The sequence below is a fragment of the Peptacetobacter hominis genome, from assembly GCF_006861675.1.
Lineage (GTDB): Bacteria > Bacillota > Clostridia > Peptostreptococcales > Peptostreptococcaceae > Peptacetobacter > Peptacetobacter hominis.
In genome coordinates this window covers 1-19,696 of the sequence record NZ_SGJB01000015.1, presented here as the reverse complement: position 1 = coordinate 19,696, position 19,696 = coordinate 1, and the positions used below count along the sequence as shown (strand labels likewise).

Sequence of the window (19,696 nt, the reverse complement as noted above, 5' to 3'; positions counted from 1 at the left end):
GACCACCCCCTATTTAAATTTCTATTAATTCCTTTAATCTGGATGCAAATCCTTCATCCTTTATTCCTATAACAGCTCTCATTGATTTGCCTATCGCAACACCAATTTCAGCTTTTGTTCCAAATTCAACCATATCTATATTTCTATAGCCAGCTTTATCTCTGAAAAGTTTCTTTGTATTATCTGATGCATCTTCTGCAACTATTACAAGATGTACATTTCCCTTTTTAAGTTCAAGAAGCGTTGAATCATCACCTGAAACAACTTTTCCCGCTCTTGCTGCTATTCCAAGAAAAGATATTACTCTGTTTTTTTCCATATTATTCATATTCTTTCAACTCCACTAGAAGATGTTCATATACTTCATCCGGCACTTCCATCTTAAATGCTCTGTTAAGTGCCTTGCTTTTTATTGCCTTCTGAAGACATTCAGAGCTTCTACATATATAAGCTCCTCTTCCATTTGCTCTTCCTGTTGGATCTAGGAATATTTCGCCTTCTTTGTTTTTAACTATTCTTATAAGCCCTTTTTTGGAATCTCTTTCCTGGCAGGCTATACATTTTCTCTGAGGTACTTTTTTTACTTTCTGCAAAACAATCACCTCCCGAATACTACTCTTCTATTTCTTCATTTTCTGCAAATTCAGCTTCAAACTCAGCTACTTCTTCTAAATCAACTGCTTCATCAGCCTCAAAATCTTCAACTATCTCTTCCTCTATTTTTTCTTCTTTTGCATATAGAGTTCCGTTTGCAAGTTCCTCTTCATACTGAGACTCACTCTTTATATCTATTTTCCAGTTAGTAAGTTTTGCTGCAAGTCTTGCATTCTGTCCATCCTTACCTATAGCAAGTGATAATTGATAATCAGGAACAACAACTAAAGCTGATTTTTCTTCTTCATTAACTTCAACTTTAACAACTTTTGATGGGCTTAATGCCTCTGATATAAATTCAGCTGGATCGTCGCTGTATTTGATTATATCTATTTTTTCATCTCCAAGTTCGTCAACTATGTGTTTAACTCTTATACCTTTCTGTCCTACACATGCTCCGATTGGATCTATTTTTTCATCTATTGATTTAACAGCCATCTTAGTTCTTGATCCTGCTTCTCTTGCTATTGATTTTATCTGAACTATTCCCTGCTCTATTTCAGGAACTTCAAGTTCAAATAATCTCTTAACAAGACCTGGATGGCTTCTTGAAACTATTATCTGAGGTCCTTTACTTGTTTTTCTTACTTCTACAACATATACTTTTATTCTCTGACCTTCTTTGTATATTTCCCCGGCTATTTTTTCATTCCGAGTCATTATACCCTCTATTCTTCCAAGATCCACATATACAACGTTTGGAGTTGCTCTTGATATTTCACCATCAACAAGCTCACTTTCCTTTTCTATGAACTCATTGTATACTATTTCTCTTTCAGCTTCTCTAAGTCTCTGAACAACAACCTGTTTTGCTGTCTGAGCAGCTATTCTTCCGAAGTCTCTTGGTGTAACTTCATTTCTTATTATATCCCCTATCTCATATGCAGGGTCTATTTTTCTCGCTTCAGTAAGCTCTATTTCAAGGAAACTATCATAGTAATCTGATTCATCAACAACCTGTCTTGTAGAGTATACTTTTATATCTCCACTTTCTCTGTTGAATTCAACTTCCACGTTCTGAGCCTGTCCGAAGTTCTTTTTGTATGCAGTTAAAAGCGCCTGCTCTATTGTATCTATAAGTATATCCTTATCTATACCTTTGCTTTCAACTATCTCGTTTAATGCATCCATAAATTCATGATTCATTTTATTTTCCTCCCGCTTTCTAAGACTAGAATTTTATCGCAAGTCTTATTATTGCTACATCCTTTCTGTTAAATTTAGTTTCTTCACCGTTTATGATAACAACTATGTTGTTTTCTTCATCAAGTCCTACAAGTTCTCCTTCGAACTGTTTTGTTCCATTTAAAGCCTTGTAAAGTTTTATCTCTACATCTCTTCCACTGTATTTTACAAACTCCTTATCTCTTTTAAGAGCTCTATCTATACCAGGAGAAGATACCTCAAGATAATAATTGTCCTCCGTGAAATCAAGCTCATCCAGTTTTGGACTAAGCTCTCTGCTGACTTCCTCGCACTCATTAAGTGAAATTCCGCCTTCTTTATCTATATATACTCTCAAATAATACTGTCCAGCTTCTTTTACATACTCAACATCTACAGTTTCAAATCCTCTTGCATCAGTTATTTCTGTAACCATAGCTTCAACAGCTGATACTATATCACTTTTTCTCATATCTCAATCCTCCTTATTCAGTTGTATTTACATTCTTTTCATAAAAAAGAGTGAGAACTGCTGCCTCACTCTTCCTTCCGTCAAAATGTATTATTAGTTATATCTAGTTTAACATAATATACGAGCCAATGCAAGTATATTAAAAGCATATGTTGATTATTATCTAAAAAAGAGAAAGCTGATTTTTCTCACTCATTTCTCCAAGTGCACCATGAGCATCCAAAGTCTCTACAACCGTCTTTGAAATCTTGGTTCTCTTTCTAAGGTCTTCCTTGGAAATAAATTCTCCTTTTTTTCTCTCTTCCTGTATATTTATAGCCGCATTTTCTCCGACTCCCTGAAGCGCAGTCATAGGAGGTCTTATAAGTTTTTCTCCTATTACCTGGAATTCTGATGCATCGGATTTATATATATCAACCGGCGCTATTTTTATACCTCTGGCATACATCTCCTGAGCAACCTCAAGAATTATATACATCATTTTCTCTTTCTGTGTGGCATCATTTCCAAGTTCCTCGATTTCTCGTTTTCTTGCTTTTATAGCGTCAAGTCCTTTGATTATAAGATCCGCATCAAAATCCTCGACCTTTGTCGTAAAATATGTCGCATAAAAAGCTTCAGGATAATGAACCTTACAGTATGCTATTCTGAATGATGTCATGACATATGCAACTGCATGAGCTTTCGGGAACATGTATTTTATCTTTTTACATGAACCTATATACCACTCTGGAACGTCGTTTTCTCTCATCGCCTCTTCATGTTCTGGTTTTAATCCTCTACCTTTTCTGACACTCTCCATTATTGTGAAACTCATCTTCGGAGGAAGTCCCTTGAATATAAGGTAGTTCATTATGTCGTCCCTTGTAGATATAACATCTTTTAGACCAACAATATTTTCTCTAACCAGATCCTGGGCATTATTTACCCATACGTCCGTACCGTGAGATAGACCTGATATTCTGACAAGCTCTGCAAATGTACTCGGCTTAGTATCGAGAAGCATCTGACGGACAAACTTTGTCCCAAACTCAGGAATTGCAAGACATCCTATTTCACAGTCTATATCCTCAGGCTCAACTCCTAATGCCTTTGTAGAAGTGAAAAGTGACATCGTCTCCGGATCATCAAGCGGAATATCGGTTATTTTTATTCCTGTTATATCTTCAAGCATTCTTATTATGGTCGGACCGTCGTGTCCAAGTATATCAAGTTTCAATATCCTACCACTTATAGAATGGTAATCGAAGTGCGTCGTTATAACTCCGCAGTTTACATCATTTGCGGGATACTGTATCGGTGTAAAATCGTATACATCCTTATAGTCAGGAATAACCATAACTCCACCCGGATGCTGACCCGATGTTCTTTTGACACCTGTACATCCTTCTGCAAGTCTAAGTACCTCCGCACCGGGAACATTTATATCATTTTCCTCGACGTACTTTCTGGCATAACCAAAAGCTGTTTTTTCTGCAACTGTACCTATTGTACCTGCTCTATATACATGTCCCTTTCCAAAAAGTTCCTCTGTATATTTATGTATTGTAGGCTGATACACTCCTGAGAAGTTAAGGTCTATATCCGGCTCTTTATCACCTTCAAAACCAAGGAAAACCTCAAAAGGTATATCGTGTCCATTTTTTATCAGTTTTGTACCGCATTTTGGACAGTTCTTGTCCTCAAGGTCAATTCCTGAACCATATTCACCTATCTCATAGAAAAATGAATACTTGCAATCTTCATTTGGACATACATAATGAGCTGGAAGTGGATTAACCTCTGTTATATCACTCATTGTAGCTGCAAACGAAGAACCGACAGATCCTCTGGAACCGACAAGATATCCGTCTGACAGAGATTTTGTAACCAGTTTCTGAGCTATTATATACATCACCGCGTATCCGTTTCCTATTATAGAATTAAGTTCTCTGTCAAGTCTCCGTTTTACTATCTCCGGAAGTGGATCTCCGTATATACTTATTGCCTTTCTGTAACACATCTCTCTCAGTTCTTTATCTGAACCTTCTATTACAGGAGGATATGTTTCATCGGGTATAGGTTTTACCTCTTCAATCATATCAGCTATCTTATTTGTATTTTCAACTACAACTTCGTATGCCAGTTCTTTTCCCAGATATGAGAATTCCTCAAGCATCTCATCAGTTGTTCTGAAATGCAGCATGGTCTCTTTGTCATCAAGTTTGAATCCCTGTGAATATTTCAGAACTCTTCTAAGAATAGCCTCGTGCCGGTCAAGAAAATGAACATCTCCTGTAGCCACCGGTATTTTTCCGAATTTTTTAGCTGTTTCTATAAGCCTTCTGTTTATTTCCTTTAATTCGTCTTCATCTTCAACTTCTCCGTTGTCTATCATGAACCTGTTGTTATCTATCGGCATTACTTCTATATAATCATATAAATCTATAATCTTTTTCATTTCATCATCTGATACTCTTCTTTTTACTGCATCATATACAACCCCGGCTTCACAGGCTGAACCTATGACTATACCTTCTCTATACTTTTCAAGTACACTTTTTAAAATTCTCGGAGCCCTGTAAAAATGTTCTACATGTGCATCTGAAACAATCTTGTACAGATTTTTTATACCTGTCTGATTTTTCGCCAGAAGAGTTATATGGTGTGTCTTAACTTTTGTATAATCTATCTTTCCAAGAACAGAGTTTACATCACTTAATGTTTCTGCCCCTCTTTTTTTCAGCATTTCAAGAAATTTTATAAATATATGTGCTGTTGCCTCCGCGTCATCTACCGCTCTATGATGATTTTTAAGCTGTACCCCTACTTCTTTCGCAACTCTGTCAAGTCTGTGTCTTTTAAGCTGAGGAAGAAGTATCCTTGCAAGCATAAGAGTATCGACTTTTTTTCTGTCATAAACAATATTCTGCTCACTGCATTTCTGTTTTATAAATCCTGTATCGAAATCGGCATTATGGGCTACAAGTACACTGTCCTTTACAAATTCCATAAACTCCGGAAGAACAGTCTCTATCGTAGGCTCATTCTGTACCATTTCATTTGTAATTCCTGTAAGTTCCTGAATTCTATAAGATATATCCTTTTCCGGATTTACAAGTCTACTGAATCTCTCAACAACCTCGAAATCCTTTATTTTAACTGCTCCGATTTCTGTTATCTTGTCATTTACATTTGAAAATCCAGTAGTTTCTATATCGAATACTACAAACTCCTGTGAAAGTGGAAGATCATTTGCGTCCTCTATTGCATCCCGATTGTCCTCAACAAGATAACCCTCTACTCCGTATAAAACCTTTATACCTGCTTTTTTTGCGGCATTCATTGCATCCGGGAACCCCTGAACAACTCCGTGATCTGTTATAGCAATAGCCTTGTGTCCCCATTTTGCTGCTCTTTCCACAAGCTTTTTAACAGGACAAAGTGCGTCCATAGAAGACATCTGTGTATGTGCATGAAGTTCAACTCTTTTAACTTCCGCCTTGTCTTCTCTTTCCTCATGCTCTTCTTTTCTCATTCCTGTAACAGTCATACTTATTTCTCTCTGGAAGCTGTCATAAAGTACATCACCTTTTATTTTTATATACATTCCTTTTGCAATTTTTCCCATTACCCAGTCTTTATTTGTATCTGTAAGGAAAAGTTTACATGTAATTGAACTTGTATAGTCTGTTACCATTATCATAAGAAGTATCTTGCCGTTTCTAAGCTCTTTGGTATCTATATTAAATATCATGCCTTCTATACCTGTTGTACCTGTATTCGCATCAAGATTTTTTATTTTTTCGGTCATGATATGTACATTTTCACCATATATCATATTTTCATCTTTTTCGTCTCTTATTACATAACACGATTCCTCATCACATTCAAGCCTGTTTCCATTTTCAAGATCAAGACTAAGTATTTTTTCATTAAATTCTCTATCTATCTTTTCTACAAGTTTTTTTCTGTCTATTTTTTCATCTACTGCTTTTTCTATGATTATTTCCGGGTCTATTCCAAGTTCTTCATTCAGAACAGTTTTTATAATATTTTCTATTCCATTTTTTATAAGTTTTTCATAGAATATACCTTTTGGTATTTTTATCTTAAGCATATTATCCATACATAGATATTCTATATCCTTTTGCCATCCTGCTATTGATGGACACATTTTTTTCATTATATGGACTATATTCGGCCAGTATTTTGACATTATTCCCTTTTCAGACTTTCTGTCCATGCCTGTGTATTCCATTCTTACTTTTATATCTTTGAAATATTTGTTTTTTAGTCTTATTTCATCTCTGAATTTATCAATCCGCTCATAAGAAATTACAGACTTTGACTGAATATAAAAGTATGCTACTCTATCTTCTTTGAAATAGACGACTTTTTTTATAATTGCAGAAGACATATGCTTTTCTATATATGCATTATCTATTTCCATTTTTTCAAGACATTCTTTTACTGTCTCCATCAGATTCCTCCTTTCCGGCAAAAAATGGAATCATATGCCAGATAACATACGATTCCATATATTTTTATTTATAATCCGGTATATCTATAAGAAGCCCCTCTCCTGTTCCGTATTTTTCCATAAGAGAAGACATCATTGTCGCTATTCCGTTCGCCCAGTTTACATCTGTAGCATACTGATGCCAGCTGTACTCATAATTCCATCTCATAGCATATACTGTGTTCTGGTTGTATTTTGAATTATGAATATATCCATCAGAAATCCATTTTGCCGCTCCATCTATACCTTTTTCTATTGTTGTCCATCCATTTTTGTAGGCGGTAAGTTTTCCCGCTTCCAATGCATTCCCATCAACTGCACCTATTCCAAAGAAATTATAAACAGTTACAGGTTTATCAAGGGTAACACCATCAACTGATGTTACAACCTGACCTTTTGCAAGAGCTGATTTTCCGTTTCCTGTTTCCCACATTGCATGAGAAACAAAATAAAGTACATCTATATTATATTTTTTTGCTGCATCTATAAATGCCTGACCTTTTCCATTAAATACGCAATCAGTTCCTTTAGACGCAAAGTATTTATTAAGTGAATCTGCTGTTATTGTATTTGTATACCTGTCAAGCCTTACAAACTGCATAAGACCAGATGAATACCCCTCAAAATTTGCAGGATCAAGATAATATCTAAGTTCATCCTTTGTAGGTTTTCCATATGCTCTTGGTTCAGCATTTCTTATAATATAGGTTGTAAAAACCTCTTCTCCTGTTCTTGCATTATTTCTTGATATAAGATTTCCGCCATTCTGAGCTTTTATATACTGCACTTCAACCATTTCATCAAGAGAATAGGATTTGCTGCTTCTCTGTACAGTTGCACCCCTTATTACAGATGATTCTGAACCGCCGGAAGAATCTTCATCCACATATTCAACGAATTTAAGGTAAACGGCAGAAACGTATCCGCTTTTTCCACTATATGAAATCTTTGCCCATCCATTTTCTGTAGACTCAACAGTTACATTATCACCTTTGTGAAGTGTATCTACCTTCGAATATGTTATACCTGCTCCACTTCTTACCCGGAGAATAGATGAAGTAACCTGCTGTATAGATTTCTGATTTCCGGATGGCTTTGAAGTTTCTCCCCCAGAGGAACTTTCATTTGATTTAAGATAATCTGTAGAAACATAACCTGTTTTTCCAGAATAATTTATCTTTGCCCATCCACCGGATTCTGAAATTACTTCTACTACATTTCCCATATACAGCTTACCTATTGATGAATATGTCGTTCCCGGTCCACTTCTTACATTCAAAACATCTGCTGTTACAGTTTTCTTTACCGATGCTCTCTGTATAGGTGCAGGATTTGAAACAGTTTCTATACTGTCAGCTCCTGCATTTACTCCCAGTATAGGTATCATTGCCAATGCCGTAGCGATAGTTTTTTTATCCATATCTATATCACCTTTCTTTTGTACGCCTTTAACTTAATTTAATTATATTCCATCAATTTTCGTTAGTCAAAAGGAATATAAAACTCTATAAATATCTACCCATATAAATTATCTTTGTATCAAATATTCTCCCCTAACACAGTGTAACTGTAGTAAAATTAATATATAATCTATTTCAGGTGGTGATTTTATGAATAATGATAAAAAAAATATAGATGTTGCTGTTGATGAGCTGAAAAAACTTATCGATACACACAATAATATAGTGTTCTTTGGTGGTGCCGGTGTTTCAACAGAATCAAATATACCGGATTTCAGAAGCTCAAACGGACTTTTCAACGAAAAACTTAATAGACATTTCACTCCGGAGCAGCTCGTATCTCACACTTTCTTTGTAAGATATCCAGAAGACTTTTTTAAATTCTACAAAGATAAACTTGTATATAGAGATGCAAAACCAAACAAAGCTCATATAGCTCTTGCCGAACTTGAAAAACAGGGAAAACTAAAAGCAGTTGTAACACAGAATATAGATGGGCTTCATCAGATGGCCGGAAACAAAACTGTCTATGAACTTCATGGTTCTGTTCAGAGAAACTTCTGTACTAAATGTGGAAAATTCTTCGACCTTGATGAAATGATGTCATTAGAGGGAACAGTTCCAAAATGCGATAACTGCGGTGCCATAGTAAAGCCTGATGTTGTTCTTTATGAAGAAGGACTTGATGATGAGACGGTAAATAACAGTATAAGAGCGATTGCTGAAGCTGACCTTCTTATAATCGGAGGCACTTCTCTGGTAGTTTATCCTGCTGCAAGTTTTATAAATTATTATAGAGGAAAAGATCTCGTACTTATAAATAAAAGTGAAACAAGTGCTGATAGAATGGCTACTCTTAAAATAAATGCTCCGATTGGAGAAGTTCTTGGGAAAGCCGTTCTTGATAAATAGAAAAAGGAGCAGTATTTCTGCTCCTTTTCAAGTTTAAGACGACATATGCACCTATATTTATATCGACATCAAGACAGTATAAATTTTATAACAAACCTTTTATTTAGAATTCATTTGTGGTAAAATTGTTTTATCAAGAATATATTTAGGAGGGATTTTTATGCAGATATACTTAAAAAACGATGCCGGTGTACTTAAGGAATGTAAAATAGGGTTTAGCTGGACCACTTTCTTTTTCGGATTTTTTGTTCCGATATTCAGAGGAGATTGGAAATGGATGCTTATAATGCTTATCGCAGCTCCAGTAACTTTCGGAATAAGCAGTATAGTATTTGCATTTATCTACAATAAGATATATATAAAGGATCTTCTTGAAAAGGGATTTATGCCTATGAATGATTCCGATAGAGAAGCTCTCGCAGCAAAAGGGTATATAGTGATGGAATAGAAAAAAGGGGCAGATTTTCTGCTCCTTTTTATATTTTATAAAAAATATATATAATTAGAGTTTAATTTTAGAAAATATTTATAAGATAACTTTTATGCTCCTATTTTTCCTAAAGTACATATTCTCAATTATTTATCCTGCAATATATTTTATATATAAATTTTTAAATATACTTAAGTTTTTACGATTTATAAATCCATCCCTTCCCTTACAGTATAGCTTATAAATACTTTTTTTACCTTTTTCTGTAGTCTAGTAAAATATTTGTTAAATCCCTTGCTTATCGGGTATATTATAATACAAGGTTAATATTTCAAAAATAAATATCATCTAAATCAGTTTTTTATATAAATACTTTTTTAATTGATTAATTTAAACTTATTAACTATAAAATATATAATCAGAAAGAAGGCTGAATTGGATGAATAAAAAAATCATATCCTTAATACTATCTTTTACAATGGTCAGTTCTTTGACATTTCCTATTTTAGCAGATACAAACAATAAGTTAGAAACAAATTTACAAAACAACAATTCAAAATATACAATAGAAATCCCATCCAAACAATACTATAATCATACTGAGTTTATCGGTGTCGACAGATACGAAACAGCTTTGAAAATAGCTCAGGAATCTGGAAAGACAGATAGATTGATAATAGTAAATGGAAGTAATCATATATACGACGCTTTATCTGCTGCTCCTTTATCCGGAAAATTAGATGCCAGTATAATCCCCATAAATCCTGATAAAATAAGTTCCAAAACCATAAACTTCATAAATAACGCTGACGAAGTTTATATTATCGGTATGTATAATGCTATTCCTAAAGATTTTGAATCAAGTCTAAAGGTTAACCGTATTGTGAGAATAGGTGGCAAAGATCGTTTTGAAACATCAGAAAAAGTAGCCTCTTATCTTGGCAAATATGATACTGCTTACCTCGTTAATGGATTTGAGGGTATAGCCGATGCTGTAAGTATATCTCCTGTTGCTGCAAGAGATATCAATCCTATTATTCTGACAAGAAAAGATAAATATCCTGATAGAATTTTTAATGACATTCACTATATTATTATTGGTGGAAACAAAAGAATATCATATGAAAATCAGAAAAAAATGAATGCTGATAGAATTGCAGGTGCTGATAGATACGAAACTAATAAACTCATTTTAGATAAATTCTACAGCAATAAAGATTATATTTCATTCTGTAATGGAGAAACTTTAATCGATGCTCTGTCTGGTGCTAATTACTCAAAAGATTTTGGTATTGCTTTAATAAACAGAAATAAAAATCATAATCTACTTGATTATATAAATACTATTCAGTTAGGTGGTTTGCCTTTTGATGTTGATTTTGTTTATACTTCTTATGGCAACATACCATCTACACCAAATAATCCACCTACAACTCCAGAAGCTATTGCCGATATAACTGATAACTACAATGATGATGGTAATGCTTTAGTAAATATCAATATAACAAAGGAATCTACTGATCCAGATGGAGATAGTATTACATATGAATGGAAAGGGAAATCTCCTGATAATTATTATACGGTAGGTGAGCATACAGTTCAGTTAAGAGCTGTTGATGACAAGGGCTTAGCTTCCGAATGGTTTGATATTAACTTTTTTGTTACAGAAAAACCATCAGAAACATTAAATATGATGGTAACTGGAAATAAATTCCAGGAGTTAATTAAGACCTTAAATATAGATGAAAATATTGATAGCATTGAGTTTTCAGACAGCATCCCTGAAAATATTGATACTATAGATAGAAAAGTCGATGTATCATTGGATAATGATAAAAGTGTAATAGCTTTTATTGAGAATAACAAGATGATTATTGCCGCAAACGGAAAGGTTGTTGCAAATCCAAATAGCTCATATATGTTTGCAGGTGGGGACGAAAACGGAGAGTACTTCCCTCTAATAAATATAAATAGTATAAATTTCGAAAACTTTGATTCATCTAAAATAGAAGATGCAAGTTTTATGTTTACAGCTTTTGGTTCTCTCCACTATGAAAAAGTTAGTTTAGATATGTCTAATTTTGATACATCAAATATTAAAGATATGAAATTCATGTTTTATGCAACTAATCCAAAGAATTTCGAGAATTTCGATACTTCCAACGTTATAGATATGAGCTATATGTTTGCTATTTCAAAAATTGAAACATTCAATTTATCCAGTTGGAATACCCGCAATTTAAGAAGTGCCAGTCATATGTTCAATTTCTGTTATTCAGTTTCTGATATATATGGATTGGAGAATTGGAAGACTGATAATCTTGAGGATGTATCTTATATGTTTGGAGCCTGTGATAATCTCACTGCAATTGACATTTCAGAATGGAATACTTCTAATATAAAGAATATGGAAGGTATGTTCTTCTGGTGTGAATCATTAAGTAATATAGGCGATTTATCCAATTGGAATACAAGTAATGTTACTAATATGAGCAGTTTGTTTTATGACTGTAATATATTAGAAGATATTGGTAATTTGAAATGGGATATTCGTAATACAAATGATTTACATAATATGTTTAAATATTGTCACAACATGAAATCTTCTATTATAATATCCAACCCAAATTTAGATTCTGAAGAAATTGCTGGAATGTTCAATTCTTGTTCAGATACTTCAGGTTCAGAGTTTATAGTAAATTATATTCCTGGATGCAGAGAAATTGCAGAAAAAATTGTAAATACCAAATCTCCAGAGAGTAATATTATTCTTGGGACAAAAATAATCTGATTATTTAAAAGGCAGATACTGATATAGTATCTGCCTTTTAATCATCCTTTTAATAATTTCAAAAGTACTTTATATACATATTCAAGTTACTCAAACAAGTTTTTCTTATGCTCTTCTTATAATATTTTCCGGTTTACCTGAGATAACACTTAAGACATCTCGTTTTTCCAACTCAAGGATTTCCTTTTTCAATACAATAATATATTTATACTATCCTTTTTTAATATATATTTAAAAAAGGTATCAAATCATCCGATTCAATACCTATCCATTCACTATTTCATTATAAGAGGCATAAAAGCATATACCTTCTCCAGATGCTCAAAGAATTCATCTTTCTTTTCGCCATCCACTTTTGAAAGCTTTTCTGAAAGAACTCTTAGAATATCCTCTCTCTCTTTTTTCAGAACTACTTTTCCTTCTTCAGTAAGTCCATAGAATGTATTTCTTCTATCTTTTGGATCTTCTTCTCTATACACATATCCCTGTTCAACAAGTTTATTAAGAAGTATACAAAGACTAGATGTAGAAACATAAAGTTCTCTGCTCAGATTTTTAAGTTCTATTTTGTCAAATTCCGCAATTTTCTTTACTGCAAAAAACTGTCTTTCGGTAAGTATTCTTGTATTATGTCTTTCACTTACCACTATTTTTATCATATTGTGAAATGAATTCATACTTCTAAGTAGAAGCAGCTCCCTTTCTTTGTCGTCCATACTTTTTATTCTCCTTTTTCTGTGTTTTCAGCTTTTTCAATCGATTCTATATCCGGCAGATCTTTCAGGGATTCTATATTCATCACCTTTAGAAATTCATCTGTTGTTCTGTATATAATCGGTTTACCTATTCTGTTGAGTCTTCCCGCTTCTCTTATTAGATTTCCATCAAGAAGTGTTTTTATTACTTTGTCGCATTTAACTCCTCTTATATCCTCTATTTCTGCCTTGGTTACAGGTTGTCTATAGGCTATTATTGTAAGTGTTTCTATTGTAGCCTGACTCAGAGATTTTTTTCTGGAAGGTTCAACCGCTTTTTTTATAAAATCAGCATAATCGCTGTTTGTACACATCTGATATTTGTCTTCAAGTTTTATTATCTGTATTCCTCTGTTCTGAGATTTATACTCTTCCATCAGAGAAGATACCATAAACTCTATTTCTTTTATAGACAAATCCTCATTTACAACATTTTTGAGATCTTTTATGCTCATTGGATCTCCATATGCAAATAGAACAGCTTCTATTATATATTTTATTTCTTCTCTTTTCATTATCAGCACTCCATATTTCTGATTATAATTATATCATCAAAGAATGTATCCTGTTCCACTTTTATCTCTCTTTCTTTTATCAACTCAAGAATAGATAAAAAAGTAGCTATAACCTCATCTTTTGTTCCATCTTTTATTGTATCCATAAAACTTACTTCTTTCTTTTCATTCAAAATACTTCTTATGTATACAATTTTTTCCTCTACAGAAAATACTTTTTTGCTGACAAGTCTTTTGACATCATCTGTTACAGCCTGTTCTTCTTTTTTATCTTCAATTCTTTTTAGAAGTTTTGGTAGATATTCCATCATAAGTTCCACAGAAATATCATCAGTATTAAGTTTTTCTTCTGTTATGACTTCTTCTCTCTTTCTGTAGAATCTTTCGTATATTTTTGAACATTTATCTTTAAGTTCCACAGACGCCTGCTTGTATTTTCTGTATTCTTCAAGCTTTTCAACAAGTTCAAGTCTTGGATCTTCGTCTTCCTCATTTTCTCTCTGGATATATAAAAGATATCTTGATTTTATCTCAAGAAGCTTTGATGCCATCGCAATAAAATCACTTGTTATCTCCATATCCATTTTTTCCATCTGAGAAAGATAATCTATATACTGAGCTGTTATTTCTGATATAGATATATCTTTTATATCAATTTTATGCTTTGTCACAAGGTCATAAAGAAGATCCATCGGTCCTTCATATGCTTTTATTTGTACATTGTATTTCATAAATCTCCCTCACTTACATAAAAAGAGAAACTATAGATGCAAATACAGAGTATATCGGCCCTGTAAATATTCTATACGCTCCTGTTATAAGAAGTGCAAGAAATACAAATCCACTTATTCTCTCAAATCTATACGCATACTCATTCCACTCATATGGGATAAAACTTTGAAGTATTCCCCACCCATCAAGAGGTGGAACCGGTAAAAGGTTGAACGAAGCAAATGCAATATTATATATTATGCATGTGTATGCTATCGTTTCTATTGCATACATACTTGAAAATCTGTATATAAGTGCGCATATTATCGCCGTTATTATGTTGAATGCCACTCCTGCTATTGAAACTATGAAGTTTCCTGTTCTATAGTTTCTGTAGTTGTTTGGATTTACCGGAACAGGCTTTGCCCATCCTATATGAAATACTATAAGGGCAAAGAGCCCAATAGGATCCACATGTTTTGCCGGATTAAGAGTCATTCTTCCACTCATTTTTGCTGTATCATCTCCAAGAAGATGAGCTGAGTATGCATGTCCAAATTCATGGACAGATATCGCAACAGCTATTCCGACAACTGTAGATAGAATTGTCGCTATATCAAATCCTGCCATATATTTTTCCTTTCAAAAATGTGATTTACTTTATTATAACCAATTTATTGATTTTAGGCAAATAAATCAAACCAAAACAGGGCTGTTAGTCCTGATAAAATACCAGAACAGACAGCCCTTTTAATTTATTTTATTCTATACAATTAGTTTTTACCTAAAAGTTTGAACATGTTTTTCTTGTAAACCTCTACACCTGGCTGGTTGAATGGGTTTATATCAAGAAGATAACAAGACATAGCACATGCTATAAAGAAGAAGTAGCACATATATCCGAAGCTTTCTGCACTCATATCTTCAGCTTTTATTATAAGGTTTGGAACTCCACCAGTTTTTTCGTGAGCTTCAAGAGTTCCCTGCATTGCCATTTTGTTTATCCAGTCAAGGTTTTTACCTGCAAGATAGTTCATTGAATCAGCATTTTCTGCATCTTCTGGGAATATCATATCTTCTATAGGTTTTTCGAAAAGTACTAGTGTTTCGTATAAGCATTTTCTACCATCCTGTACAAACTGTCCTAATGAGTGAAGGTCAGTAGAGAAAGTTGCACTGCATGGAAGTATTCCTTTTTCCTCTTTTCCTTCTGACTCACCGAATAACTGTTTCCACCACTCAGCAAGCATTGTAGTATTAAGGTCATAGCTTACGAACATTTCAGCCACTTTACCTTTTTCTTCCATTACTCTTCTTGCTACTGCATATGCGTATGCAGGGTTTTTAGTAAGGTCAGCTTCTGTATTGAAATCATCGAATGCTTTTTTAACACCGTTCATTACGTCATCTATATTTATTCCGGCAACTGCTATAGGAAGTAGACCAACAGCTGTTATAACTGAGTAACGTCCTCCTATATCATCCGGTATAACGAACATCTGATATCCTTCAGCTTTTGCAAGGTCATGAAGAGTTCCTTTTGCCTTGTCAGTTGTAGCAAATATTCTTTCTCTTGCTCCGTCTTTTCCGTATTTTCTTTCCATGAACTGTTTTAATAAACGGAAAGCTATAGCTGTTTCTGTAGTTGTTCCAGATTTAGATATTACGTTTACACATACTTCCTTGTTTTCTATGTATTTCATAACCTGAGATATATAAGTTGAAGAGAATGTGTTTCCTATGAATATTATTTCAGGCTTTTTATCTGCGTAAAGACCATTTATCATTTCTATAGCAGCTCTTGCTCCAAGATAAGAACCACCTATACCACATACTAGGAATACATCACAGTTATTTCTTGCAAATTCAGCACTTTTTTTGATCTGCTCGAATTCTTCCTTGTCGTAGTTTTTACACCAGTCTACCCATCCTAAAAAGTCGTTTCCTTTTCCTGTTTTTTCTGTTATCCATTTGTGAACTTCATTTACTCTGTCCTGATATGCTACTATTTCATCCATAGAGCATGCATGAGTACAATCAAATTTTATCATTTTCATTCCTCCATCATCTATTTACAGATTTTTCATTCATTCCTGCTAGTTTTTATTTTAACACCTGTATTTTTATATGTAAATAGTGACAACAAATGTATACCTTTTCCCGGCAAAGGCAATCGTTATCTTTTTTTGTTTTCTGTTTTTTTGGATTTTGATTCACTTACTCTTTTTACTTCATATAAAGCTACAGCCAGACATAAAGCTGATGTCGCAAGTGTAAGTATAGATTTATCTATTCCTGAAAAATACACATATATACATGATGCACTCATAAATACAAATCCAGCTGCGGCAAGTAATCTTGTTTTTTCAGTTATCTTTTTTTTCATATCAATTCTCTCTTTCATATTTTTTCATTATATAGATATAGCCGGAACATATAATCCCGGCCATACATATTATTAATTCCTATACTTCCATTATTATAGGAAGTATCATAGGATTTCTCTTTGTTTTCTGGTAAAGGTACTCTTTTAACTGATCTTTTATATTGTTTTTCAGATAAGCCCATTCCTTTATGCTCTTTTCTTCGCATTCTCCAAGAACATCTCTTACTATCTGTTTTGCTCCATCCATAAGATCCTCTGATTCCCTTACATATACAAATCCTCTTGAAATTATATCCGGACCTGCAAGAACTTTTCCTTCGTCCTTTGATATTGTAACAACTATTGTCATAAGGCCGTCTTCTGATAGATGTTTTCTGTCCCTTAATACTATGTTTCCTACATCTCCTACACCAAGTCCATCGACAAGTATATTTCCTGTAGGAACTCTTCCTTTGACTGCTGCTCCATCAATACCTGCTTCCACTACATCCCCTGTAGATATGACAAATATATTTTCTTCAGACATACCTATTTCTTCCGCAAGTTCCGCATGTCTTTTCAGCATTCTGTATTCACCATGTGCCGGAACAAAATATTTGGGTTTTACAAGTCTAAGCATCATTTTCAGTTCTTCCTGACATGCATGACCTGATACATGTATATCCGCTATATCACATGATACAACATCCGCTCCTTTTTCAAGAAGGAAGTTTATAACTTTTGATATAAGTTTTTCATTTCCAGGAATAGGATGCGCTGATATTATTACAAGGTCTCCTTTTTTTATTTCTATTTTCTTGTGTTCTGAATTTGCCATTCTGGCAAGTGCAGACATTGGTTCTCCCTGAGAACCTGTAGTTATTATTACAAGCTCCTTGTCTTCATAACTGTCTATTTCATTTAAATCTATTATCATATCGTCATCTATATCAAGATATCCTAAATCTTTTGCAACACTTACAACATTAAGCATTGATCTTCCTGATACACTGACTTTTCTTCCGTATTTTTTTGCAACATCCACAATCTGCTGTAATCTATGTATATTTGAAGCAAATGTTGCAACTATTATTCTGCTTTCTCCCGCTTTTGTAAATAACTCATCAAGACCTTTTCCTACATTTTTTTCAGACATTGTACTACCTGGTCTTTCCGCATTTGTACTATCTGAAAGCATAAGCAGTACGCCTTCAGAGCTTAATTCACATATTCTATGAAAATCCATTACATCTCCGTCTATAGGAGTAAGGTCTATCTTGAAGTCTCCTGTGTGGAATATTATTCCCTGATCTGTATGAACTGCTACAGAATATGCATCTGGTATACTGTGTGTTGCCTTTAGAAATTCAACTTCAAGATTTTTGAATTTTATTTTTTCAAGAGGTTTTACTGCATGTAGTTCCACATTTTCAAGTTTGTGCTCTTTAAGTTTAACCTCTATAAGTCCTATACTCAGTCTCGAACCGTATACAGGAACATTTATTTTTTTCAGGAAGTACGGAAGTCCTCCTATATGGTCTTCGTGCCCATGTGTTATAAATACACCCTTTATTTTATCTCTGTTTTTTACAAGATATGATATATCCGGAATAACTATATCTATTCCCAGCATCTCATCTTCCGGGAAACTAAGTCCTGCATCTATTATTACTATCTCATCCCCGTACTCAATTACGGTCATGTTCTTTCCTATTTCATTCATTCCGCCAAGTGGAATTACTTTCACTTTTCCCACGTTCTTTTTGAACAAAATTATCATCTCCTATCTATAATTTTAAATTTTCCTGTTTTTTTATACAAAAATAAAACGTTCCGTTCGTTTTACTCTATAAGTTTATATTTCGTTACATATCCGTCCTCTGGCTGTATATTTCCGGCTCACTACAGCTCCCCTAATATATAACTCTATATAATATTTTACACGCACACTTTTACCAACTAGTACTATTGTATCATACTTCTATATATATAATAAAGAACTATTTATTTTACATATGGTTTCAAATCTGTAATATTATTATAATATGGCTTATTTACTTATTTTTGTTTTACTCATGTTTATGCTATAATATTCTATATTTTTAATGGTGGAGGTTTTTATGCGAGGAAAGACACACTGTGCTGCCGGTATTCTGGCTGGAATTCAGCTTTCAATAATTTTTTCAATGCCGGTAAGCATTATAAATATAATTGCATCAGCTGCATTTTCGATACTTCCCGATCTTGATAAATCAAATTCCATAATATCGGGATTTATATTCAGAAAAAAAACTTCAGAACATATATATAAACTTCTTATATATACACTTAATGCCGCAATATTTTTTATGTTAATAAAGATGAATGCCGATTTTCTGGTAAGTGGTATCATATCTTTTTTTATTATAATAATTGTTGAAAAAAAGGTATCACACTATCATGTCAGAAAATATCTGGTTTCATTTTCTCTTTTGCTTATTGCCTTGCTGCTTATTATAATTACAAACAACATATTTTTTATGTTTCCATTTGTAGTATTTGCGGTATTTCCCTGGCTCAAACACAGGAATTTTTCACACAGTATAATTATGATATTTCTTGTATATATCATGATGAAACCCATTGAGATGATAAGTTCTCTTGATAAAATATCTGTTATATCTGCATTTTCTTATGGTTTTCATATATTATGTGACATGTTTACAAGACAGGGTGTAGCACTTTTTTATCCGTTTTCATCAAAGAAAATATCTCTTGGTTATATAAAGGTTGGAGGTAAATTCAGCAATATAATAGAAAAAATTCTTGTCCTTCTTCTATTTATCTGGACTTTTATCTCAGTTGCAGAAATTTTGGGGATACATATTATATAATTATTCAAATAAAAAAGGGGCTGTCGCATTAATATTTTATTAGTGCGATAGCCCTTATTTTTTTGAAAAAATATAATAAAAAATCACCTTCTA

17 protein-coding genes are annotated in these 19,696 nt (G+C 33.4%); 4 read left to right on the top strand and 13 right to left on the bottom strand.

What is annotated here, in order from left to right; all coding sequences use genetic code 11:
• Window positions 1–13: 13 nt before the first annotated feature.
• From EXD82_RS08020 to EXD82_RS07995, 6 genes are all read right to left on the bottom strand, one after another.
• Entirely contained in the window at window positions 14–328 is a 315-nt protein-coding gene (locus tag EXD82_RS08020; RefSeq protein ID WP_142536398.1) for a L7Ae/L30e/S12e/Gadd45 family ribosomal protein, read from the bottom strand.
• Window positions 321–593 (bottom strand): RNase P modulator RnpM, encoded by a 273-nt coding sequence (gene rnpM / locus EXD82_RS08015; protein WP_174919202.1) that lies wholly within the window; start codon window positions 591–593, stop codon window positions 321–323. Before rnpM ends, EXD82_RS08020 begins: the two co-directional genes overlap by 8 nt.
• A 19-nt stretch (window positions 594–612) precedes the next feature.
• On the bottom strand, window positions 613–1,800 hold the full coding sequence (gene nusA / locus EXD82_RS08010) for a transcription termination factor NusA (protein WP_142536397.1): 1,188 nt from the start codon (window positions 1,798–1,800) through the stop codon (window positions 613–615).
• A gap of 25 nt (window positions 1,801–1,825) precedes the next feature.
• A complete protein-coding gene (locus EXD82_RS08005; RefSeq protein WP_142536396.1) occupies window positions 1,826–2,290 on the bottom strand; it encodes a ribosome maturation factor RimP in 465 nt (154 codons plus the stop codon).
• A gap of 163 nt (window positions 2,291–2,453) precedes the next feature.
• Window positions 2,454–6,752, bottom strand: a complete 4,299-nt coding sequence (locus EXD82_RS08000) for a PolC-type DNA polymerase III (RefSeq protein ID WP_142536395.1) — start codon at window positions 6,750–6,752, stop codon at window positions 2,454–2,456.
• Between the two features lie 64 nt (window positions 6,753–6,816).
• Window positions 6,817–8,211, bottom strand: a complete 1,395-nt coding sequence (locus tag EXD82_RS07995) for an SH3 domain-containing protein (protein WP_142536394.1) — start codon at window positions 8,209–8,211, stop codon at window positions 6,817–6,819.
• Between the two features lie 190 nt (window positions 8,212–8,401).
• Here EXD82_RS07995 and EXD82_RS07990 point away from each other — a divergent pair, with 190 nt between their 5' ends.
• The 3 genes from EXD82_RS07990 (at window position 8,402) to EXD82_RS07980 (ending at window position 12,384) form a co-directional block, all read left to right on the top strand.
• Window positions 8,402–9,163: an NAD-dependent protein deacylase gene (locus EXD82_RS07990; protein ID WP_142536393.1), complete on the top strand. Its 762-nt coding sequence runs from the start codon at window positions 8,402–8,404 to the stop codon at window positions 9,161–9,163.
• 160 nt (window positions 9,164–9,323) lie between these two features.
• Complete coding sequence (locus EXD82_RS07985; RefSeq protein WP_142536392.1) at window positions 9,324–9,611, top strand: hypothetical protein; 288 nt, start codon at window positions 9,324–9,326, stop codon at window positions 9,609–9,611.
• Between the two features lie 421 nt (window positions 9,612–10,032).
• Window positions 10,033–12,384, top strand: a complete 2,352-nt coding sequence (locus EXD82_RS07980; RefSeq protein ID WP_142536391.1) for a cell wall-binding repeat-containing protein — start codon at window positions 10,033–10,035, stop codon at window positions 12,382–12,384.
• Between the two features lie 275 nt (window positions 12,385–12,659).
• Here EXD82_RS07980 and EXD82_RS07975 read toward each other — a convergent pair whose 3' ends face one another.
• The 7 genes from EXD82_RS07975 to EXD82_RS07945 all read right to left on the bottom strand — a co-directional run bounded on the left by EXD82_RS07975 (window position 12,660) and on the right by EXD82_RS07945 (window position 18,510).
• A complete protein-coding gene (locus tag EXD82_RS07975; protein ID WP_142536390.1) occupies window positions 12,660–13,100 on the bottom strand; it encodes a MarR family winged helix-turn-helix transcriptional regulator in 441 nt (146 codons plus the stop codon).
• Window positions 13,101–13,105: 5 nt separating this feature from the next.
• Window positions 13,106–13,654, bottom strand: coding sequence for an SMC-Scp complex subunit ScpB (gene scpB / locus EXD82_RS07970; protein ID WP_142536389.1), 549 nt, complete (start codon window positions 13,652–13,654; stop codon window positions 13,106–13,108).
• A gap of 2 nt (window positions 13,655–13,656) precedes the next feature.
• A complete protein-coding gene (locus tag EXD82_RS07965; protein ID WP_142536388.1) occupies window positions 13,657–14,385 on the bottom strand; it encodes a segregation and condensation protein A in 729 nt (242 codons plus the stop codon).
• Between the two features lie 13 nt (window positions 14,386–14,398).
• Window positions 14,399–14,995, bottom strand: coding sequence for a site-2 protease family protein (locus tag EXD82_RS07960; RefSeq protein WP_142536387.1), 597 nt, complete (start codon window positions 14,993–14,995; stop codon window positions 14,399–14,401).
• Window positions 14,996–15,138: 143 nt separating this feature from the next.
• Window positions 15,139–16,422 (bottom strand): glucose-6-phosphate isomerase, encoded by a 1,284-nt coding sequence (locus EXD82_RS07955; protein WP_456299528.1) that lies wholly within the window; start codon window positions 16,420–16,422, stop codon window positions 15,139–15,141.
• Window positions 16,423–16,541: 119 nt separating this feature from the next.
• Complete coding sequence (locus tag EXD82_RS07950) at window positions 16,542–16,751, bottom strand: hypothetical protein (RefSeq protein ID WP_142536385.1); 210 nt, start codon at window positions 16,749–16,751, stop codon at window positions 16,542–16,544.
• A 79-nt stretch (window positions 16,752–16,830) separates the two neighbouring features.
• Window positions 16,831–18,510: a ribonuclease J gene (locus EXD82_RS07945; protein WP_174919201.1), complete on the bottom strand. Its 1,680-nt coding sequence runs from the start codon at window positions 18,508–18,510 to the stop codon at window positions 16,831–16,833.
• 340 nt (window positions 18,511–18,850) lie between these two features.
• Between EXD82_RS07945 and EXD82_RS07940 the strand changes: the two genes are divergently transcribed.
• Window positions 18,851–19,603, top strand: a complete 753-nt coding sequence (locus EXD82_RS07940) for a metal-dependent hydrolase (protein WP_174919200.1) — start codon at window positions 18,851–18,853, stop codon at window positions 19,601–19,603.
• Window positions 19,604–19,696 lie beyond the last annotated feature (93 nt).